14 protein-coding genes are annotated in these 21428 nt (G+C 64.4%); 11 read left to right on the forward strand and 3 right to left on the reverse strand.

The annotated features are described in order from the left end of the window. The first annotated feature begins 115 nt into the window (after window positions 1-115). Both XH92_RS03585 and XH92_RS03590 read left to right on the forward strand, forming a co-directional pair. Window positions 116-1954, forward strand: a complete 1839-nt coding sequence (locus XH92_RS03585) for a long-chain fatty acid--CoA ligase (protein WP_194458003.1) — start codon at window positions 116-118, stop codon at window positions 1952-1954. Window positions 1955-2032: 78 nt separating this feature from the next. Continuing rightward, entirely contained in the window at window positions 2033-3232 is a 1200-nt protein-coding gene (locus tag XH92_RS03590; protein ID WP_194458004.1) for an ABC transporter substrate-binding protein, read from the forward strand. 103 nt (window positions 3233-3335) lie between these two features. On the opposite strand, the gene XH92_RS03595 is transcribed toward XH92_RS03590, so the two are convergent. After that, window positions 3336-4088, reverse strand: coding sequence for a transglutaminase-like cysteine peptidase (locus XH92_RS03595; protein ID WP_194458005.1), 753 nt, complete (start codon window positions 4086-4088; stop codon window positions 3336-3338). A 589-nt stretch (window positions 4089-4677) separates the two neighbouring features. Between XH92_RS03595 and XH92_RS03600 the strand changes: the two genes are divergently transcribed. Beyond that, entirely contained in the window at window positions 4678-8841 is a 4164-nt protein-coding gene (locus tag XH92_RS03600; RefSeq protein WP_194458006.1) for a VCBS domain-containing protein, read from the forward strand. A gap of 92 nt (window positions 8842-8933) precedes the next feature. Continuing rightward, on the forward strand, window positions 8934-11168 hold the full coding sequence (locus tag XH92_RS03605; RefSeq protein ID WP_194458007.1) for a CHASE2 domain-containing protein: 2235 nt from the start codon (window positions 8934-8936) through the stop codon (window positions 11166-11168). 145 nt (window positions 11169-11313) lie between these two features. On the opposite strand, the gene XH92_RS03610 is transcribed toward XH92_RS03605, so the two are convergent. Next, entirely contained in the window at window positions 11314-12897 is a 1584-nt protein-coding gene (locus XH92_RS03610; RefSeq protein WP_371818059.1) for an ABC transporter substrate-binding protein, read from the reverse strand. A gap of 267 nt (window positions 12898-13164) precedes the next feature. Here XH92_RS03610 and XH92_RS03615 point away from each other — a divergent pair, with 267 nt between their 5' ends. The 7 genes from XH92_RS03615 (at window position 13165) to XH92_RS03645 (ending at window position 20474) form a co-directional block, all read left to right on the forward strand. Then, complete coding sequence (locus tag XH92_RS03615; protein ID WP_371818060.1) at window positions 13165-14784, forward strand: ABC transporter substrate-binding protein; 1620 nt, start codon at window positions 13165-13167, stop codon at window positions 14782-14784. A 197-nt stretch (window positions 14785-14981) separates the two neighbouring features. Further along, complete coding sequence (locus XH92_RS03620) at window positions 14982-15935, forward strand: ABC transporter permease (protein WP_194458010.1); 954 nt, start codon at window positions 14982-14984, stop codon at window positions 15933-15935. A 2-nt stretch (window positions 15936-15937) separates the two neighbouring features. After that, window positions 15938-16825, forward strand: a complete 888-nt coding sequence (locus XH92_RS03625; protein WP_194458011.1) for an ABC transporter permease — start codon at window positions 15938-15940, stop codon at window positions 16823-16825. Window positions 16826-16829: 4 nt separating this feature from the next. Further along, window positions 16830-17903: an ABC transporter ATP-binding protein gene (locus XH92_RS03630; RefSeq protein WP_194458012.1), complete on the forward strand. Its 1074-nt coding sequence runs from the start codon at window positions 16830-16832 to the stop codon at window positions 17901-17903. Beyond that, window positions 17900-18091, forward strand: a complete 192-nt coding sequence (locus tag XH92_RS03635; RefSeq protein ID WP_092119665.1) for a hypothetical protein — start codon at window positions 17900-17902, stop codon at window positions 18089-18091. Before XH92_RS03630 ends, XH92_RS03635 begins: the two co-directional genes overlap by 4 nt. Further along, the gene (locus XH92_RS03640; protein WP_194458013.1) at window positions 18088-19500 is read left to right on the forward strand and encodes an amidase; all 1413 of its coding nucleotides are present in this window, start codon (window positions 18088-18090) and stop codon (window positions 19498-19500) included. The genes XH92_RS03635 and XH92_RS03640 overlap by 4 nt, the downstream gene beginning before the upstream one ends. Continuing rightward, the gene (locus XH92_RS03645) at window positions 19497-20474 is read left to right on the forward strand and encodes an ABC transporter ATP-binding protein (protein ID WP_194458014.1); all 978 of its coding nucleotides are present in this window, start codon (window positions 19497-19499) and stop codon (window positions 20472-20474) included. The genes XH92_RS03640 and XH92_RS03645 overlap by 4 nt, the downstream gene beginning before the upstream one ends. Here XH92_RS03645 and XH92_RS03650 read toward each other — a convergent pair. Next, window positions 20471-21424, reverse strand: coding sequence for a LysR substrate-binding domain-containing protein (locus XH92_RS03650; RefSeq protein ID WP_246788211.1), 954 nt, complete (start codon window positions 21422-21424; stop codon window positions 20471-20473). The two genes, XH92_RS03645 and XH92_RS03650, sit on opposite strands and share 4 nt — an antisense overlap. Between the last annotated feature and the right edge of the window lie 4 nt (window positions 21425-21428).

The following is a 21428-nucleotide window of genomic DNA, read 5'->3' on the forward strand; positions in this document are numbered from 1 at the left end:
GCTGCGGAAGGTTTGGCACTGAGAGCCAGTTGGAGCTAGATTTCAGGCCTGCTTCGCGAACAAGACCGGCAGCAAAAGCCGGCGCGGGAGGCAAGCGGCAGAGGAGGGAGCGCGCATGGCAGGACCAGCGGTGCTGACGGTTGCCGACACGATCGCGCGGAGCTTTCTGCTCGCGGTTCAGACGCGTGGCGACAGGCCCGCGATCCGCGAAAAGAAGTTCGGCATCTGGCAGCCGACCAGCTGGCGCGAATGGCTGCAGATCTCCAAAGACATCGCCTTCGGCCTGCATGCGACCGGCTTCCATCCCGGCGACGTCGCCTCGATCATCGCCAACGCGGTGCCGGAATGGGTCTATGCCGACATGGGCATCCTGTGCGCCGGCGGCGTCTCCTCCGGCATCTACCCGACCGACTCGGCGGCGCAGGTCGAATACCTCGTCAATGATTCCCGCACCCGGGTGATCTTCGTCGAGGACGAGGAGCAGCTCGACAAGGTGCTGACCTGCCGGTCGCGCTGTCCGACGCTGGAAAAGATCGTGGTGTTCGACATGGATGGCCTGTCCGGCTTCTCCGATCCGATGGTGCTGTCGCTCGCCGAATTCACCGCGTTCGGCCGCAATCATGCGCAGGGCAATGACGCCTTATGGGATGAAATGACCGGCAGCCGTACCGCCGCCGATCTTGCGATCCTGGTCTATACGTCGGGTACCACTGGTCCGCCCAAGGGGGCGATGCACTCCAACCGCAGCGTGACGCATCAGATGCGCCACGCCAACGATCTCTATCCATCGACCGACAGCGAGGAGCGGCTGGTGTTCTTGCCGCTCTGCCATGTCGCCGAGCGGGTCGGCGGCTACTACATCTCGCTCGCGCTCGGCTCGGTGATGAATTTCGCCGAGAGCCCTGAGACGGTGCCGGACAATTTGCGCGAGGTGCAGCCGACCGCATTCCTCGCGGTGCCCAGGATCTGGGAGAAGTTCTATTCCGGCATCACTATCGCGCTGAAGGACGCGACCCCGTTCCAGAATTGGATGTATGCCCGGGCGCTTGCGATCGGCAACCGGATGACCGAATGCCGGCTGCAGGGCGAGACGCCGCCGCTGTCGCTGCGGCTCGCCAACCGCGCGGCCTACTGGCTGGTGTTCCGCAACATCCGCCGCATGCTCGGGCTCGACCGTTGCCGGATCGCACTGACCGGCGCTGCGCCGATCTCGCCGGATCTGATCCGCTGGTATCTCGCGCTCGGCATCGACATGCGCGAGGTCTACGGCCAGACCGAGAACTGCGGCGTCGCGACCATGATGCCGGCGGACCGCATCAAGCTCGGCTCGGTCGGCAAGGCCGCGCCCTGGGGCGAGGTCATGATCTGCCCGAAGGGCGAGATCCTGATCAAGGGCGACTTCCTGTTCATGGGCTATCTCAACCAGCCGGAGAAGACCGCCGAGGCGATCGATGCGAAAGGCTGGCTGCACACCGGCGATGTCGGTGCGATCGACAATGAAGGCTATGTCAAGATCACCGACCGGATGAAGGACATCATCATTACCTCCGGCGGCAAGAACATCACGCCGTCCGAGATCGAGAACCAGCTGAAATTCTCGCCCTACGTCTCGGATGCGGTCGTGATCGGCGACAAGCGGCCGTACCTCACCTGCCTGATCATGATCGATCAGGAGAATGTCGAGAAATTCGCCCAGGACCAGGACATCCCGTTCACCAACTATGCGAGCCTGTGCCGTGCCCGCGAGATCCAGGACCTGATCCAGCGCGAGGTCGAGGCGGTCAACGCGAAGTTCGCACGCGTCGAGACTATCAAGAAATTCTACCTGATCGAACGCCAGCTTACGCCCGAGGACGAGGAGCTGACGCCGACCATGAAGCTGAAGCGCAGTTTCGTGAACAAGCGCTACGCGGCCGAGATCGACGCCATGTATGGCGAGCGGGCGGTGGCTTAAGCGGAGGCATGGAATTGGCGAAGGAGCGAGCAGGCCCGACCCTTCGCGCAACATGGGCCATGTAAGGAGGAGACTGCAATGTCGAAATCGCTGAAGGCGCTGGGCCTTGCGGTGAGCGCGCTGGCGCTGTCCTGTCTGCCGGCGGCAGCCCAGACCAAGGTCACCAATGAAGGCATCTCGCCGACCGAGATCGTGATCGGAACACATCAGGACTTGTCCGGTCCGATCAAGGTCTGGGGCGTTCCGGTATCCAACGGCATGAAGATGGCGGTTGAGGAGATCAACGCCGGCGGCGGCATCAACGGCCGCAAGATCAAGATGATCCTGGAGGATAATGGTTACGACCCGAAGAAGGCCGTGCTGGCCTCGCAGAAGATGGTCGAGCGCGACAAGGTGTTCGCGATGATCGGCCCGATGGGCTCGCCGACCGTGCTCGCCGCGCAGGACATCCTGTTCGACGCCGGCGTGCTGCAGCTGTTCCCGCTGACCGCCGCCGAATTCACCTTCAAGTTCGATCCCGCCAAGCCGCAGGAGCGGCTGAAGTTCAACAACCTGCTGCCCTATGTCGAGAGCACGCGCGCCGCGCTCAAATACATGATGGACTGGAAGAACTTCAAGAAGCCCTGCATCATGCACCAGGACGACGAGTACGGTAAGAACGTGCTCGATGGCTTCACACAGCAGCTTGGCGCGATGAAGGTGCAGCCGGCCTCGGTCACGAGCTACAAGCGCGGGGCTTCCGATTTCTCGGCGCAGGTCGCCAAGATGAAGTCCGACGGCTGCGACCTCGTCGTGCTCGGCACCGTGATCCGCGAGACCATCGGCGCGATGAACGAGGCCAAGAAGCTCGGCTGGGACGTGACCTTCCTCGGCGCCACCCCGACCAACGTGCTCGAAGTGCCGGCGCTCGGCAAGGAAGCCGTCGAAGGGCTCTACGCGGCGTCGGGCTTCGAGATCCCCTACGAGGACACGGCCAAGGGCAAGGTCAAGGACTGGCTGGTCAACTACAAGAAGATGTTCAACTCCGACGCCAATACGCAGGCGATCATCGGCTACAATGCGGTGATGACGTTTGCCTTCTACGCCCAGAAGGCGGGCAAGGATCTCACCGGCCAGAAGATGCTGGACGCGCTGGAGTCAGGCGACAAGTTCCTCGACATCTTCAGCTCGCCGCCGACCAAGTTCTCCAAGACCGATCATCTCGCCAACACCATCACCCAGGTGCAGCAGGTCAAGGGCGGCCGTTGGGTGCTGGTGAAGGATAATTTGATGTTCTGAGTGGCGACCCTCGGGATCGTCGTTCCGGGACGGTGCGTCAGCACCGGACCCGGAACCTCGAGATTCTGGGTTCGATGCTTCGCATCGCCCCGGAATGACCTGGTCAGTTCATCCGCGCCGCCGGCCGCCACGCGGCCTCGGCAACGAGCGGCGCATCGACGTAACGGCTGACGCCGTTCTGGTCGATCACGAAGGTCGGCCGAAAACTCCTGATGTCGGCATCCTCGATCATCGCCATGCGGCGGTTGTCGAGCGTCAGCCAGTGGCCGTCGAGCCGCGCCGCGACCACGGCATGGTCCTCGCCGCCGAGCAGGTCATGCATCACGACGATGCGCAAATCTTCCGGCGCGACGCCGGCCTTGCCGAGCGCCACGAATTTCGCGATCGCATAGTCCTCGCAATCGCCGCTGCCGCGGGCAAAGGTGGCGAGCGGTGTGGCCCAGACGTCGGGCTCGCCATAGGTTGCAAGATCGCTGCCCGGGCGGATCGCTAGATTGATCGCGCGGTTGATCTCGCCGAGACGGGCGCGGCCGTTGCGCGCGCGTCCGGCATCGACGATCGCCAGGAACCGCAGCGCCTCCGGCGAAGCACACCCGGCGCGGTCGCTCTCGCAGGTCGCGAGCTGCGCCAATTCGTCGGCAAGCTGGCGCTGCACGCCGAGCCATTTGTCGTGCAGGCCGCCGCCGGCAAGCAGGCTGGTCGCAAGGCCAAACGGTTCGGTCGACTTTCTGAGCAGGGAGGCAGGGCCGGGCGAAAGCAGCGAGGCAGCATTGAGCTCGGCAATTGGTGCGGCGATCACCAGGCCGAAACCCAGCATGACAGCGCGCAGCGCAAACGAGCGAAGCGAGTTACCCATGTGACACCCCCTGTCCGCTCATCGACGGGTGGATACCGCGCACGCGACCGGATCGTTTCATGCCGGCAGCATGGCCAACGATCCCTTCGAATCGACTTAAGATGTGGGGAATCCGGGCAGGAGCCTAAAGGGCGTGTGGTCCGGGTCCCGAAAACTTTACCGGTTTGTGAAACGAACCGGCGAACCTTTTTCCACTGCGAAACGCCTCATCCTTGCCTTCTGGTTAACCGGGCCGGTCCGCGCACGGGATAGCTGCGATTTGTAAGCCAGGTCACAGCTTTAGCCGGAAAAATGGGGTCAAATGCCCTCTCGGGGCCGCGGGGAAATAAAGGCAAGTAGAGAAATGCCAGTCAATACCACGAATACGTGGCTCAGTACGCATCTTGGCTTAAATCCCATCTCATGGTACCGTCCGGCAAGTTCGGACTACACGACTCATCTGAGAGTGAGCCAAGTCACACCCACCCAAACCGCGCAATCGGAGCACCTTGCGAAAGCACAGGATGGTTTCGCGAAGCTTTATCCGATGATATGCAGGCGTAATCATTCGGATATTTTACCAATATTAACCCTCGTGCGGTGATCCGCAGTGAACTTTGTCGAGAAATTCGACGGCCATTTGCCGAACGTGGACGCTTATGCCCGCGGATCGGTGCATGTCGACAGCGTTTCCACGCACGCGCCGCCCGGCGCGATCACCGTCGACGACGGACAATTGCTGTTCACCGGCGACTTCAAGCGGACGGGGCTCGATCTCGTCATCTCGAAGGACGATCGGGAACTCGTCCTTCACGACTATTTCAGGGGTGAGAAACGCGCGGCCCTGGCTTCGCCTGAAGGCGCGCATCTCACCGGCGATCTCGTCAAAGCGCTCACCGGCTACACCCAATATGCGCAGGCCGGCGGCGCCGCCGAGCCGGCCAAGGTCATCGGTCATGTCACCAAGCTGACGGGCAGCGCCACCGCAATCCGCAACGGCGTCGCCGTTGTCCTCAACCAGGGCGACAACGTCAACAAGGGTGACGTAGTTCAGTCCGGCGGCGACTCGACGGTCGGCATCACCTTCATCGACGGCACCGTGTTCGGTCTCGGGCCGAACGCCAAGATGGTGCTGAACGAGATGATCTACGACCCGAACGGGTCGAGCAATTCGTCGCTGATGAGCCTCGTCTCGGGCACGATCTCGTTCGTTGCCGGCGCGACCGCCAAGCATGGCGACATGAAGGTCGATACGCCGGTCGCGACCATGGGCATTCGCGGCACCGCGGTGCTGGTCGAGATCGATTTTGACGTGCAGGGCACGGGTGGCGTGCCGCCGGCCAAATTCCAGGTGCTGGTCGAGCCCGACGGCACCACCGGTTCCTACATCCTGTTCGACAAGACGACGCTCAATCCGATCGCGACCGTCGATCAGGCCGGCACCCAGACCATCGTCAACGGCCAGGGCAGCGTCAGCTTCGTCTCGTCGGCGCAACTGTCGACCGATGCGCAGAAGCTGATCTCCGACGTCTTCGCGCTGAAGTTCACCGACAATTCGAATCCCAACACCAAGCTCACGACCAACTTCACCGACAGCGTCGTGCCGGTCACGATCGGATTGAAACTCGCCACCGGCGACGTCATCGTGCCGACCAGCTTCCTGCTGGGGTTGACCAACAATTCCGGATCGCAGAGCGCGCCCATCAAGTCCGACCACATCGCCGGGGCGCCGCATGTCGTGACCCAGGATGGGGCGATCACCGAACAGCCCGGGCAGACCCATAGCACGCAGCCCGACACGGTGAGCGGCCAGATCACCTGGGTGGACGTCAATCTCGGCGACAAGCCGACTGCAATCGTCAACTTCAGCGCGTTCAGTTACCACGACGCCGGCGGCAACGATGTCACCTCGTCGCTGACGGCGGCCGAGCGGGCGGCGATCGCGGCGGTCGAGATCCCGGTGCAGCTCGACCCCAATCCGCTGAACAGCAACATCGGCTCGGCGACCTGGACCTACAGCCTTGCCGACGGCGCCTTCGACTTCCTCGCCGCCGGCGAGACGTTGACGCTCACTTACATGGTGCGCGTCGACAACAACTACCCGCTGAGCAACGAGACCGCATTCAAGACCTTCACCATCACGATCACCGGCACCAACGACACGCCGGTCGTGACGTCCGCGGCACAGGTCGGTTCGATCACCGAACTCGCATGGACGACGAATTCCGCCGCGCCCGATACGGCGCATGGCACGGTGACGTTTACCGATGCTGATTTGACCGACACGCACACGGTCACCATCACCGGCGTCACCGCGGCCGGCTTCACTGCCGGAATCCCCAACCAGGCGACTATGCTGAGCTGGCTGTCGCTGGGCACGCTGGCCGATTCGACCGACGGGGTGACGGGATCGCGCGCCTGGACGTTCTCGGCCGCCGACAAGAGCTTCGACTATCTCGCCACCGGCGAGACGCTGACGCTGACCTACACGATCCAGATCGACGACCATCATGGTGGCGTCGTCACGGTCCCCGTCACGATCACGATCGTCGGCACCGACGACAGGCCGGTGATCACCTCGCCGACCCAGGCGGCCGCCATCACCGAGGCCGAGGGCGTGACCGGTTCGGTGAATCCGGATACCGCGTCCGGCACCGTGACGTTCACCGATGTCGATCTCAGCGACACCCATAGCGTGACGGTGGCCGGGGTCACCGAAACCGGCGTGACTACGGGGCTTCCCGATCAGGCGACGATCCTGAGCTGGCTGTCGCTCGGCACGTTGAAGGATTCGACCGGCGGCGTCACCGGATCCAATGCCTGGACGTTCTCGGCCGCCGACAAGAATTTCGACTATCTGGCTGCGGGTGAGAAGCTGACGCTCACCTACCTGATCCAGGTCGACGACCACCATGGCGGCGTCGTCACCCAGCCGGTCACGATCACCATCACGGGCACCAACGACGTCCCGACGTTCACATCGGAACCGTCGACCACCTCGGTCCCCGAGGCGATCGGCGAGACCGGCTCGACCAAGCCGGACGTGGCACAAGGCGTGGTGGCGTTTGCCGACGTCGATCTCAGCGACACCCATACCGTGTCCATTACCGGCGTCGCGGAATCCGGAACGACCACGGGCCTGCCCGAGGACGAGTCCACGGTCCTGAACTGGCTTTCGCTTGGGACGCTGACGGATTCGACCGGCCATGTGAACGGATCGCAGGCCTGGACCTTCTCGGCCGCGGACCAGAATTTCGACTATCTCGCCGCCGGCGAGACCCTGACGCTGACCTACACGATCCAGATCGACGACCACCATGGCGGCGTGATCAGCCAACCGGTGACGATCACGGTCGTCGGCAGCAATGATACGCCAACCGTGACGTCGGAGCCGCAGACGGCCATCATCCCCGAGCAGCCCGACACGACGGGTTCGTTGAAGGCGGACAGCGCCTCGGGCACCGTGACGTTCACCGATGTTGATCTCAGCGACACCCACGCCCTGACCATCATCGGCGTCGCCGAATCCGGCGCGACCGCGGGCCTGTCCGAGGACGAGTCCACGATCCTGAACTGGCTGTCGCTGGGTACGCTGACGGATGCGACCCATGGCGCGATCGGATCGCAGGCCTGGACCTTCTCGGCCGCGGATCAGAATTTCGACTATCTCGCCGCGGGCGAGTCGCTGACGCTGACCTACACGATCCAGATCGACGACCACCATGGCGGCGTCATCACCACGCCCGTGACGATCACGATCAACGGCGCCAATGACGCGCCGACGCTAGCCGACGTCAACGCCGGCACGCTCACCGATACCGCGGCCTACGACACGTTCAGCCCGCTCACCGGCGCGCTGCACGGCCATGACGTCGACGATGGCGAGACGGCGACGCTGACCTATGCCGCCCTCAATTCGGACCACGTCGCGGTCAATTCGCCGATCGCGGGCCTCTACGGCTCGCTCACCGTCAATGCCGACGGCACCTACAGCTATGTTCCCGACGCTGCCGCGATCAACGCGCTGGCCAAGGGCACCTATGCCGACACGTTCACCGTCGAGACCATCGATACGCATGGCGCGACCGGGACCGCGACGCTGACGGTCGATGTCGTCGGCGCCAACGACGCGCCGGTGATCCATGCCGACAACATCAGCATCACCGACAATCCCAACGGGACCGAAACGATCTCCGGCCTGACGGTCACGGATGTCGATGCCGGCGCCAACGAGAACTTCACCCTGGCGGCCGCGACGAACCCCGGTTCGGGCAGCAGCGTCGCGCCGCCGGCGCTGCTCGGCCATCTCCCGGATATCAACACCGCGCTCGGGTCACCGGGCCTTGTCTACAACCCCGGCCAGACCCCGCCGGCGACCGACAAGATCGCGCTCTCCGTGACTGACGGCAACGGCGCGAGCGATACGGTCAACCTGATCTTCAACGTCCAGCAAAATCCGTCCCAGCCGGTGACGCTGACGGGCACCGGCGACAAGGACGTGTTCTTCGGATCGGGTTATCAGGACAAGTTCGTGTTTGCGCCGAACTTCAATCACGACACGATCCTGAACTTCACGCCGGGCCAGGACCAGATCGACCTGTCCGCGATTGTCTCAACGAGCACCTTCAGCAGCTGGTTCGATCAGAATGTGACGACGTCGCCGACGAATTCGGCGGATACGCTGATCACGATCGACAGTGCAGACACGATCACGTTGCACAATGTCTCGAAGGCGAGCCTGTCCCAGAACGACTTCATCATTCATTATACGTGATGGGCGTCGGCCTCCCGAAAAGCCGGCTGGATTCCGCGTTGCGCAACGTCTGCTCGATTGGAACAACTCTCGGCGCGTGATATCCAGACGGCATGAGACGGCTGAGGGCGATACGAAGGTGGTTCGGACGGCGCTTCGGCTACGCGCGGCTGGCCTGCGTGGCGCTCTTGATCGGCATTGCTGCGCTGCGGGTCGTGGATCCGGCTCCGGTGCAGGAGCTTCGCGTCCGGACCTTCGACACATTCCAGGTGATCGAGCCGCGTCAGAAGACCGCGCGACCCGTCACCATCGTCGATATCGACGAAAAGAGCCTCGCCGACCCCCGGCTCGGGCAATGGCCGTGGCCGCGAACGCGGCTCGCCGACATCGTCACCAATCTCACTCGGCTCGGCGCCGTGGTGATCGCGTTCGACGCGGTGTTCTCCGAGCCGGATCGCCTCAACCCGGACATCGCGGCCGATACGTTCAGTAATCTCGACGAGGAAATGCGTGCCAGGCTGCGGCAGTTGCCGAGCAACGACAGCATCTTTGCCGAAGCCATCAAGAACTCGCGCGTGGTGCTCGGCGAATCCGGTGGCCCCAATGTGCGCGCCGACCTCAACGAAAGGCTTCCGGTCACCGGGCTTGCGACGCTCGGTGAGGAGCCGCAGCCTTTCATGTTCATGTTTCCGGGCTTGCTACGCAATGTGCCGGCGCTGGAGGAGGCCGCCGCAGGCCGCGGCCTGTTCACGATCAGGCCGGAGCGCGACGGCATCGTGCGCCGCGTCCCGATGATCATGGTGGCGCAAGGCGTCACCATGCCGTCGCTGAGCTTCGAGATGCTGCGGGTAGCGAGTGGCTCGGGTACGATCCTGATCAAAGCCGACAAGGCCGGTATCAAGAGCCTGGGCCTCAAGGGCTTCGCGATCCCGACCGATCTTCACGGCCAGCTCTGGATCCACTACGCCCGCCGCGATCCCTCGATCTATGTCTCGGCCGTCGACGTACTGGACGGGCGCGTGCCACCGGACAGAATTGCCGGCAAGCTGATCGTGATCGGCACCTCGGCGGTCGGGCTGAACGACATCAAGACCACGCCCGTGACGCCGGCAATGCCTGGTGTCGAGGTTCATGCCCAGGTGCTGGAGAGCGCGCTGACCGGCGACGTCGTTTCGCAGCCGAACTACGGCATCGGCATCGAGTTCTTCGCGGCGCTGATCATGGGGCTGCTTGTGATCGCCTTCGCGCCGAAGTTCGGTCCGATCACGCTGGTCGTCGTCGGTGGGATGTTTGCCTCGGTGCTGACCGGCACGTCCTGGTATTTCTATTCTCAGCACCGGCTCCTGATCGACTTCACCTATCCGCTGATGTCGACCACGGCGATCTACCTCACGCTGATCTTCTCTGCCTTCGTGCGCGAACAACAGCAGCGCCGGCAGATCAGATCGCAATTCGTGCAGTATATGTCACCCGCGCTGGTCGAGCAGCTGGCGCAGTCGCCGGAACGGCTCGTGCTCGGCGGCGAAGAGCGCGAGATGACCATCATGTTCTCGGACATGCGCGGCTTCACCACGATCTCGGAAACCTACAAGCGCGATCCGCAGGGGCTCACGGCGCTGATGAACCGCTTCCTCACGCCGCTCACCAACGTGATTCTCGCCCGCAAGGGCTATATCGACAAGTACATGGGCGACGCCATCATGGCGTTCTGGAATGCGCCGCTCGACGACAAGCAGCACCACCTCAACGCCTGCGAGGCCGCGCTCGACATGCTGCAGCAGGTCGGCGAGCTCAACCAGACGCGCGAGCAGGAGGCCAAGGAAGGTGGCCACGTCTATGTGCCGCTCAATATCGGCGTCGGCCTCAACACCGGCACCTGCGTGGTGGGCAACATGGGGTCCGATCTCAAGTTCAATTATTCGGTGTTGGGCGATAGCGTCAATCTGGCCGCGCGCCTGGAGGGGCAGTCCAAGGAGTACGGCTTCCCGATCATCGTGGGATCGAAGACTGCACTTGCGGTGAAAGAGAGGTTTGCGATCCTCGAGCTCGACTTCATCATGGTCAAGGGCAAGAAGGAGCCCGAGGTGATCTACGCCATTGCCGGCCGCGAGGACGTGGCCGGTTCCGGCCGCTTCCAGCGGCTGCGCAACCTGACCATCGAGATGCTCGCCTGCTACCGCAGCCGCGATTGGGACGGCGCGCTCGCCGCGATCGAGCGCGGCCGCAAGACCGACGAGGCGCAGGCGCTGCAATATCTCTACCGCCTCTACGAGGCGCGCATCCGCGCCTTCCAGAAGGAGCCGCCGCCGGACGATTGGGACGGCGCCTTCGCGTTGACGACGAAGTAACGCGCCACAAATCCGGTGGCGTCCCGGCGCATGCCGGACCCATAACCACGAGTGGGTGTTGTTAGAAAGCCGTCTCGCCGCGTGCCCATTGCGCTGGCCGCGGAGTATGGGTCCCGGCCTTCGCCGGGACGACGATGGAGAGAGTTTACTCCAGCCCGATCTGCGTCAGGTCCTGGAACCAGTGCTGCGCCTGTACGAAGGTCTTCACCTTCGGCGACAGCGCGTGGGGGTTGGTGTCGTGCACCACCCACACCAGCGCGGCGTCGTCGACGATCAGCGCGTGCGCCTGCGCCAGCAGCGCATCCTGCTTGGCGCTGTCGAAGGTCTGCTTGGCCTCGTCGATCAGCGCGTCGACCTTCGGATTCTTGTAGCCGCCCCAGTTGACGCCGGTCGGCGCTACCTGGCCGGAATGAAAGAACCGCACGATGGCGTAGAGCGGATCCGAGGTGACATAGGCGATGTTGTTGGCAGTGATGCCGGCGTTCATCTCGTCGGCCGCGCCCTTGCGCCAGTGCGAATAGAGCGTCTCGAGCTCGACCACCTTGAAGTCGATATCGATGCCGATCTCCTTGAAGCTCTGCTGCAGGAATTCGTTCATCGGCAGCGATAGCATCTGCCCGGTGCCGCCTTGGGCGATGATGAAGGTCGTCTTCAGTGGCTTGTCCTTGGAGTAGCCGGCTTCCTCCACCAGCTTCCTGGCGGCCGCGAGGTCATATTTCAGTTCGAACGTCGGCTTGCCGAACCATGGACTCGACGGATCGACCTGGCCCTTGGCCGGCTTGGCGAGGCCATTCATCAGGCCAACCACCGCATCGCGGTCGATCGCGAGATTAAGTGCCTTGCGCAGCCGGATGTCGGTCCAGGGCGAGCCCGGCAGCACGCTCAGGTGATAATTCCAGACATGCGGCGTCACGTTGTCGACGATCCTCATGCCGGCGGCCTTGAGCTGCGGCACGGCGTCGGGCGCCGGTGTTTCGATCAGGTCGACCTGGCCGGCCAGCAGCGCGTTGGTACGGGTCAGCGCCTCCGGCATCGGGATCAAGATCATCTTGTCGACCTTCGCAAGCCGCTTCTTGTCCCAATAGTCCGGGTTCTTGGTCAGCTCGGCGAGTTCGCGCGGCACCAGCTTGGTCAGCTTGAACGGGCCGGTGCCGGAGGGCTGGCTGGCGAACTTGTCCCAGTTCCCGCCGAGCTTCTCATATTGCGCGGGGCTGGAGACCAGGAACCAGAGCATCTGGTAGGGGAAGAAGGAGTCGACCGTCTTGGTCGTGATCTCGATGGTGAAGTCGTCGATCTTGGCGTAGCTCGCGACTGAGGGCAGGCGGGTCTTGACCTGGGCGCTCTGCCGCTTGTCGAATTGCGGTGCCTTGTCGTTCAGCACCTTGTCGAGATTCCAGATCACCGCGTCGGCGTTGAAATCGCTGCCGTCGTGGAATTTGACGCCCTTACGCAGGGTGAAGCGCCATTTTGTCTTGTCGTTGTCATCGACCTTCCATTCGGTCGCAAGCCCGGGCACCAGTTTGCCCGGCCGGTCGGCAACGTCCATCTCCCAGGCCACCAGCGGATCGTAGATCGTGTAGGCCGTGAACTGATAGGCGCCGGCGCCGCGATCGGGCTGGCCCGTCGTCAGCGGAATGTCGGCCATCGAGATGCCGTAGCGCACAATGGAATCTGCCCGCGCTGAGATGGCCGGCCAGCCCATGGTCAGGGCAAGCGCCATTGCCGCCATCAGGATCGAATTGCGCGCACGCATATGAAAGGCTCCGTTGGTGGGAAGTCGGAGCCAAAACTTGCAAGCATGATGCCAGAATAGGCAGCATTGCCCCGTCTTAGCCTAATGTGGGAAGAAATGACGCGCCCGGTGGTTATTTGCTGAAGAACTATTCCCCTTGGCACAGGCATTGCATACGCTTGCCCAAGAAATAATCACCAAAACGTCACCAGACTCGAAGGGGTTGCTCAGATGCGTAACAGGAAGACCAATGCGACGGCGATCATGCTGGCGCTTGCGATGGCCGCGTGTGTACCGGCGGCCGCCGGCGCCGAGACCGTGCTGCGCATTGGCATGACGGCTGCCGATATTCCGCGCACGCTCGGCCAGCCAGATCAGGGTTTTGAGGGCAATCGTTTCACCGGGCTCACGATGTATGACGCGCTGACGATGTGGGACCTGTCGTCGTCGGACAAGGCGAGCGCGATGATCCCGGGCCTCGCGACCGAGTGGAAGGTCGACGATGCCGACAAGACCAAGTGGATCTTCAAGCTGCGTCGCGGCGTCAGCTTTCACGATGGCTCGCCGTTCAATGCCGACGCGGTGGTCTGGAACGTCGACAAGGTGCTGAAGCAGGACGCGCCGCAATACGATGCGAGCCAGGTCGGCGTCACCGCCTCGCGCATGCCGACGCTGGTCTCGGCGCGCAAGATCGACGACATGACCGTGGAGCTGACCACCAAGGAGCCGGACAGCTTCCTGCCGATCAACCTCACCAATCTGTTCATGGCGAGCCCGGCCAAGTGGCAGCAATTCTACGACAAGGCCGAAGGCGCCGATGCCAAGGCGAAGTCGCAGGCCGCATGGGCCGCGTTCGCCAAGGACGCGTCGGGCACCGGTCCTTGGAAGATGTCGAGCTTCACGCCGCGCGAACGGCTCGAACTGGTGAAGAACGAGAACTACTGGGACAAGGCGCGCGTGCCGAAGACCGACAAGATGGTGCTGTTGCCGATGCCCGAGGCCAACGCGCGCACCGCGGCGCTGCTGTCGGGGCAGGTCAACTGGATCGAGGCGCCGGCGCCCGACGCGCTGCCCGAGATCAAGCAGCGCGGCTTCAATCTCTATTCCAACGAGGAGCCGCATGTCTGGCCGTGGCAGTTCTCGCGCGTCGAGGGCTCCCCGTGGAACGACATCCGCGTCCGCAAGGCCGCCAATCTCTGCATCGATCGCGAGGGGCTGCGCGACGGCCTGCTCGCGGGCCTGATGGTGCCGGCGACCGGCACGTTCGAGCCCGGCCATCCCTGGCGCGGCAACCCGACCTTCCAGATCAAGTACGACAAGCCGGCCGCGCAGAAGCTGATGCAGGAGGCCGGCTTCGGTCCGAGCAAGAAGCTGACGGTCAAGATCCAGACCTCGGCGTCCGGTTCGGGCCAGATGCTGCCGCTGCCGATGAACGAGTATCTGCAACAGGCCTTGGCCGAGTGCTACTTCGATGTGCAGCTCGACGTCATCGAGTGGAACACGCTGTTCACCAACTGGCGGCGCGGCACCAAGGACCCGTCGGCCAACGGCTCGAACGCGATCAACGTTACCTATGCGGCGATGGATCCGTTCTTCGCGCTGGTGCGCTTCCTGCAATCAGGCATGGCGCCGCCGGTCTCGAACAATTGGGGCTTCAATAACAATTCGAAGTTCGACGAACTGGTGAAGAAGGCCCGCCAGACCTTCGAACCTGCGGCGCGTGACGCTGCGCTCGCCGAGCTGCATGCCGCCTCGGTCGATGATGCCGCGTTCCTGTACGTCGCCCACGACGTCGCGCCGCGCGCGATGAGCCCGAAGATCAAGGGCTTTGTACAGCCGAAGAGCTGGTTCGTCGACTTCTCGCCGGTCACGGTCGTGCCGTGAGATAACGTGCGGCGCTCTTAGGTACCCTCTCCCCTTGTGGGAGAGGGTGGCTTCGCATAGCGAAGCCGGGTGAGGGGTTGTCTCCGCGGGCGCTCCTCTCCGATCTGAAATGATGTTGTCCGCGGATAGAACCCCTCATCCGGCGCGCTTCGCGCGCCACCTTCTCCCACAAGGGGAGAAGGAAAAGAGAGCCCAACGTGCTTGCCTATACGTCCAGACGGATCGTCTACGTCATTCCGATCGTGCTCAGCGTCGCGCTGGTGTGCTTCCTCCTGGTGCACATCACGCCCGGAGATCCCTTGGTCGCGGTGCTGCCGGCCGATGCCTCGCAGGAGCTCGCCGCGCAATTGCGCAGCGCTTATGGCTTCGATCGGCCGTTGCCGGTGCAATTCGGTCTGTGGCTGTGGCGCGCGATCCATGGCGATCTCGGCAATTCGATCGCGACCGGACGGCCGGTGCTATCGGAGGTGATGCGGGCGGTCGGCAACACCGTGATGCTGGCGATCGCCGCCGCGATGATCGGCTTCACGCTCGGGCTGCTGTTCGGCCTGATCGCCGGCTATTTCCGCGACACCTGGGTCGACAAGGTCGCGACGTCGGTTGCCATCGCCGGCGTCTCGCTGCCGCATTATTGGCTCGGTATGGTGCTGGTCATCATCTTCTCGGTGCAGCTCAACTGGCTGCCCGCGGTCGGCGCGGGTCCTGGCGGCTCCGGCGCCTGGGCGTGGGACTGGGAGCATCTGCGCTATCTGGTGCTGCCCGCGATTACCACCTCGGTGATTCCGATGGGCATCGTCACCCGCACGGTGCGCGCGCTGACCGGCGACATCCTGAGCCAGGATTTTGTCGAAGCGCTGCGCGCCAAGGGCCTGCGCGAGACCGAGGTGTTCCGCCACGTCATCAAGAACGCGGCGCCGACCGCGCTCGCGGTGATGGGACTCCAGCTTGGTTACATGCTCGGCGGCTCGATCCTGATCGAGACCGTGTTCTCCTGGCCCGGCTCGGGGCTCCTGCTGAACTCGGCGATCTTCCAGCGCGATCTGCCGCTGCTGCAGGGCACGATCCTGGTGCTGGCGCTGTTCTTCGTGCTGCTCAATCTCCTGGTCGATATCGCGCAGGCCGCGATCGATCCGCGCATCAAGCGGAGCTGAGCATGAGTGCAATGAGCGATACCGCATTGCAGGCAGCCCCCGCGACCAAGGCGCGCGGCTACTGGGCGACGGTCGGGCGTCGCATCAGACGCGACAAGGTCAGCATGGCCTGCGCCATCATCCTGGTGCTGATCTTTGCGTCCGCGCTGCTGGCGCCGTGGCTGCATCTCGCCGATCCCTATCAGGGCTCGATGATCCGCCGTCTCCGCCATATCGGCACGCCGGGCTATCCGCTCGGGACCGACGAGCTCGGCCGCGACATGCTGGCGCGGCTGATCTACGGCGGACGTCTGTCGCTGGTGATCGGCATCCTGCCGGTGATCTTCGCCTTCGTGATCGGCACCTCGCTTGGTCTTGTCGCCGGCTATGTCGGCGGCAAGCTCAACACCGCGATCATGCGTACCGTCGACGTGTTCTACGCCTTCCCGTCGGTGCTGCTGGCGATCGCGATCTCGGGCGCGCTCGGCGCCGGCATCACCAATTCGATCGTGTCGCTGACCATCGTGTTCGTGCCGCAGATCACCCGCGTCGCCGAAAGCGTCACCACTGGCGTGCGCAACATGGATTTCGTCGAGGCGGCGCGCGCCTCCGGCGCCGGTCCCTTCACCATCATGCGCGTGCACATGCTCGGCAACGTGCTCGGCCCGATCTTCGTCTACGCCACCGGCCTGATCTCGGTGTCGATGATCCTCGCCGCCGGTCTCTCGTTCCTCGGGCTCGGCACCAAACCGCCGGAGCCGGAATGGGGCCTGATGCTGAACACGCTGCGCACCGCGATCTATGTCAATCCATGGGTCGCGGCGCTGCCGGGCGCGATGATCTTCGCGGTCTCGATCTGCTTCAACCTGCTCAGCGACGGCATGCGCAGCGCCATGGACATCAGGAACTAGTGCGATGATGGATGCCAATCCCGTAGCTGACATGCTGGAGCGGGTCGCCGATATCGGCGGTGCCGCGCAGCCGCTACTGCAGGTCCAGGGGCTGACCAAGCACTTCCCGGTGCGCGGCGGACTGTTTAGTCCGCGCAAGACCGTGCGTGCGGTCGACGACGTCTCCTTCGCGGTCATGAAAGGCGAGACCGTCGGCATTGTCGGCGAATCCGGTTGCGGCAAGTCGACCACCGCGCGGCTGTTGATGCACCTGATGGCACGCGATGCCGGCGACATCATCTATGACGGCCGGCAGGTCGGCCCGGCGCTCTCGCTGCGCGATCTGCGGCGCGGTGTGCAGATGGTGTTCCAGGACAGCTACGCCTCGCTCAATCCGCGCCTCACCATCGAGGAGTCGATCGCCTTCGGACCCAAAGTCCACGGCATGGCCGATGACACGGCGCGGACGCTGGCGCGCGAGCTGCTCGGCAAGGTGGGCTTGCGGCCGGAGATTTTCGCCAACCGCTATCCGCACGAGGTGTCCGGCGGCCAGCGCCAGCGCGTCAATATCGCACGTGCGCTCGCGCTGTCGCCGCGGCTGGTGATCCTCGATGAAGCGGTTTCCGCGCTCGACAAGTCGGTCGAGGCGCAGGTGCTCAATCTGCTCGCCGATCTGAAGCGTGAATTCGGCCTGACTTATCTGTTCATCAGCCACGATCTCAACGTGGTCCGCTACATCTCCGACCGCGTGCTGGTGATGTATCTCGGCGAGGTCGTCGAGCTCGGCCCGGTCGATGCGGTGTGGGACGCGCCGGCGCATCCCTATACCCGCGCGCTGCTGGCGGCGATGCCGTCATCCGATCCCGACAAGCGCACCGAGGTGCCGCCGATCTCGGGCGATCCGCCCAATCCGATCGATCCGCCGTCGGGCTGCCGGTTTCACACCCGTTGCCCGTTTGCGGAGCCGCTCTGCGCAAACGTCACGCCAAAACTCAGCGATCTCGATACAATGGGCCATCAAGCGGCCTGCTACATGGCCATTGCTGGCTCGGGGCACAGCCGCGCGCCGGCAAAAGCAAAAGGAGAAAACGCGGCATGACCAGACCAACCCCGAAGGACGTCAAGGTGATCGCGCACGTCGCCGACGTGCCCGCCGATGACGATGTCGCCACCCGCATCGCCAATTCGATCGGGCCGGCATTCGACGGTTTTGCGCCGATCTCCGGCACGCTGCCGTTCGATCTCGAGCCTGCGAGCTTCCTGCTGGCGCAGAAGGTGTCGAAATGAGCACCGAACCTGCCCTGATGACGCTGACCGCGGTCGCCAAGGCGATTGCCGACAAGAAGCTCTCTTCGCATGAGGTGACGCGCGCCGTGCTGCATCGCATTGCGGAATGGCAGCCGCGCCTCAACGCCTATATGGCGGTCGAATCCGAACAGTCGCTGGCCGCCGCGACCGAGGCCGACGCTGCGCTCGCCAAGGGCAACAGCCGGGGCGCCCTGCACGGCGTGCCACTGGCGCACAAGGACATGTACTACGAGGCCGGCAAGGTTGTGACCTGCGGCTCGCTGATCCGGCGCGACTTCGTGCCGAAGACGACCGCGACGGCGTTGCAGCGGCTGAAGGATGCCGGACAGGTCCGGCTCGGCTCGTTGCAGATGGTCGAGTTCGCCTATGGGCCGACCGGCCACAACGTGCATTACGGCCCGGTCCGCAATCCCTGGAATGTCGAGCACATCACCGGCGGCTCGTCGTCGGGCTCGGGCTCGGCGGTCGCCGCGCGTCTCACCTTTGCCGCGCTCGGTTCCGACACCGGTGGCTCGGTACGCATGCCGGCGCATTTCTGCGGCGTCACCGGCCTGAAGACCACGGTCGGCCGCGTCAGCCGTGCCGGCGCGATGCCGCTGTCGCAGTCGCTCGATACCGTCGGTCCGCTGGCACAGACCGCCGAGGACTGCGCGCTGTTGCTCGGCCTGATGGCCGGCGCCGATCCTGACGATATGACGGCGTCGACACAGCCGGTGCCGGATTACATGGCGGCGACGAGGCAGTCGCTGAAGGGTCTCAAGATCGGCGTCCCGACGGCGTTCTATGTCGACGACCTCGATTCCGAAGTCGCGCGCATCCTCGACGAGACGGTGGCGACCCTGAAGAAGGAGGGCGCCGAGATCGTCAAGGTCGAGCTGCCCGATCAGCGTCAGCTCGGCTCGGCATCGCAACTGGTGCTCGCGGTCGAGGCCGCCGCCTTCCATAAGCGCTGGATGATCGAGCGGCCGCAGGATTACGGTGCGCAGGTCCTGATGCGGCTGCAGAACGGCCTGACCATTCCGGCGGTCACCTATCTCGAGGCAATGCGCTGGCGCGGGCCCGCGCTCGCCGCGCACAATGCGGCGGTCAACGGGATCGATGCCGTCATCGCGCCGTCCTCGCCGGTGCCGGCGCCGACGATCGCCGAGAGCGATGTCGGCAACGGTCCGGGCGCGGAAGCGGTGATCCAGCGGCTGACCCGGTTCACGCGACCGGTCAATTATCTCGGCTTGCCGTCGCTCTCGATCCCGTCGGGCTTCACCAAGACGGGTCTGCCGGTCGGCATGCAGCTGATTGGCCGCTCCTTCGAGGAAGCGGTGTTACTCCGGATCGGCGCTGCCTTCCAGCGCGCGACCGACTTCCACGCCAGGGTCCCCAAGCTCGCATGACCAACCTCGTCGAGATCAACAACCTCAACATCCGCTTCACCGGCGATCGCACGGTCCATGCCGTGAACGATCTCAGCCTGCAGCTCGGCGAGGGCGAGGTGTTGGGGCTGCTTGGCGAGTCCGGCTCGGGCAAGAGCGTGACGCTGCGGGCGCTAATGCGGCTGTTGCCGAAGAAGCGCACGCAGATCTCCGGCAGCGTCAAGGTGCTGGGCCGGGAGGTGCTGACGATGGACGACGAGGCGCTGTCCGCATTCCGCGGCCAGACCGTCTCGATGATCTTCCAGGAGCCGGCACTGGCGCTCGATCCGGTCTACACCATCGGCCGCCAGATCGCGGAGACGGTGATGCGTCACGAGGGCAAGAGCGAGCGTGATGCCATGGCGCGCGCGCTTGAAATGCTCGAAGTGGTGCGGATCCCCTCCGCCAGGCGTCGGCTCGATTCCTATCCGCACGAGATGTCGGGCGGCATGCGCCAGCGTGCGATGATCGCGCTGGCGCTGGCCTGCAAGCCGAAGATCCTGCTCGCGGACGAGCCGACCACCGCGCTCGATGCCACCGTGCAGATCCAGATCCTGCTGCTGCTGCGCGAATTGCAACGCGAGTTCGGGATGTCCGTCATCTTCGTGACCCACGACATCGGCGTTGCCATCGAGATCTGCGACCGGGTCGCGGTGATGTATGCCGGCCAGATCGTGGAGCAGGGCGCCTTGCGCGATATCGTGCGCACGCCGGTTCATCCCTATGCGAAGGGTTTGCTGGCCTCGACCATTCACGGCGCGATGCGCGGCCAGCGGCTCGAGACCATTCCGGGCACGCCGCCTTCGCTCGACCGCGCGCCGGCCAGTTGCTCGTTTGCGCCGCGCTGCAAGTTCGCCGAGCCGCGCTGTAGTGAGAGCCTGCCGCCCAGCGTGCAGGTCGCGCCCGGCCATCTGGCGCGCTGCGTTCTGGCCGAGCCGGCCGTGGCGACGGTCTAACTCGCCCGCGCGACCGCGTCGGCGATCCAGCGCCGCACCGCTGCGATCCGCCGGTCGCGCGCCTGCTCGGTGCGGGAGACCAGGTAGATCGTTTCGCTGGGCTCGGCCTCGAAGGCAAACGGCGCCACCAGCTTCTTGCCGAAGCCGGGCCGCGCCTTGATCAGCGGCGCGATCGCGATCGCGACGCCGAGCCCGTGTTCGGCGGCCTCCAGCATCGCCGGTACGCTGTCGAGCCACAGATGCCCGCGCGGTGCGAGTTGCGGCAGCCCGGCCTGCTGCAGCCAGGCCGGCCAGGCCCGCGGCTGGGTCGTGACATGGATCAGGACCTCGCGCGACAGGTCGTCCGGCTGCCGCAGTCCCGCCTTGACCAGCGCCGGCGTGCAGACCGGCTGTCCGCTGACCCGGACCAGCGGCTCGACCTTCAGCCCGGCGGAATGCTCCCTTCCGTAGCGGATCGCGACGTCGACGCGCGAGCCGGCGAAGTCGGCATATTGGTGCGTGGCCTCGATCCGCAAGGTCAGTTGCGGATGGCGCCGCTTGAACTCCGGCAGCGCCGGCAGCAGCACGGCGCTGGTGAAGAACGGCAGTGAGCTGATCCACAGTTCGCCGCTGGTCTCGCGGCGTTGCCGCAGCATGTCGCGGCTTGCTTCCTGCAGCGTCGCCAGCGCGGCCGCTACCTTCGCAAGGTAACGTTCGCCGTCCGCGGTCAGCCGCACCGAGCGCGCGCCGCGGATGAACAGCTTGGTGCCGAATTGCTGCTCAAGTCCGCGGATCTGATGGCTGATCGCCGACGGGCTCAGCGACAGGTCGCGCGCGGCGCGGCGGAAGCTGAGCTGGGTGGCCGCGCGCTCGAAGGCGAGCAGCGCCGGCAGCGGCGGGATGGCCCGCGGGTCAGGGGCGTCCAACAGGTGAATCTTGTTCACCTGAAGTGATGAATGGCCTTTTGTCATGACC

Origin of the sequence: Bradyrhizobium sp. CCBAU 53421, assembly GCF_015291625.1 — a bacterium.
Classification (GTDB): Bacteria; Pseudomonadota; Alphaproteobacteria; order Rhizobiales; family Xanthobacteraceae; genus Bradyrhizobium.

Excerpts from the sequence above, each read along its gene's own strand:
- XH92_RS03640 (WP_194458013.1), top strand. The coding sequence starts at position 18,088 with ATGAGCACCGAACCTGCCCTGATGACGCTGACCGCGGTCGCCAAGGCG.
- XH92_RS03645 (WP_194458014.1), top strand. The coding sequence starts at position 19,497 with ATGACCAACCTCGTCGAGATCAACAACCTCAACATCCGCTTCACCGGC.
- XH92_RS03595 (WP_194458005.1), bottom strand. The coding sequence starts at position 4,088 with ATGGGTAACTCGCTTCGCTCGTTTGCGCTGCGCGCTGTCATGCTGGGT.
- XH92_RS03605 (WP_194458007.1), top strand. The coding sequence starts at position 8,934 with ATGAGACGGCTGAGGGCGATACGAAGGTGGTTCGGACGGCGCTTCGGC.
- XH92_RS03625 (WP_194458011.1), top strand. The coding sequence starts at position 15,938 with ATGAGTGCAATGAGCGATACCGCATTGCAGGCAGCCCCCGCGACCAAG.
- XH92_RS03630 (WP_194458012.1), top strand. The coding sequence starts at position 16,830 with ATGATGGATGCCAATCCCGTAGCTGACATGCTGGAGCGGGTCGCCGAT.
- XH92_RS03585 (WP_194458003.1), top strand. The coding sequence starts at position 116 with ATGGCAGGACCAGCGGTGCTGACGGTTGCCGACACGATCGCGCGGAGC.
- XH92_RS03650 (WP_246788211.1), bottom strand. The coding sequence starts at position 21,424 with ATGACAAAAGGCCATTCATCACTTCAGGTGAACAAGATTCACCTGTTG.
- XH92_RS03635 (WP_092119665.1), top strand. The coding sequence starts at position 17,900 with ATGACCAGACCAACCCCGAAGGACGTCAAGGTGATCGCGCACGTCGCC.
- XH92_RS03615 (WP_371818060.1), top strand. The coding sequence starts at position 13,165 with ATGCTGGCGCTTGCGATGGCCGCGTGTGTACCGGCGGCCGCCGGCGCC.
- XH92_RS03590 (WP_194458004.1), top strand. The coding sequence starts at position 2,033 with ATGTCGAAATCGCTGAAGGCGCTGGGCCTTGCGGTGAGCGCGCTGGCG.
- XH92_RS03610 (WP_371818059.1), bottom strand. The coding sequence starts at position 12,897 with ATGGCGGCAATGGCGCTTGCCCTGACCATGGGCTGGCCGGCCATCTCA.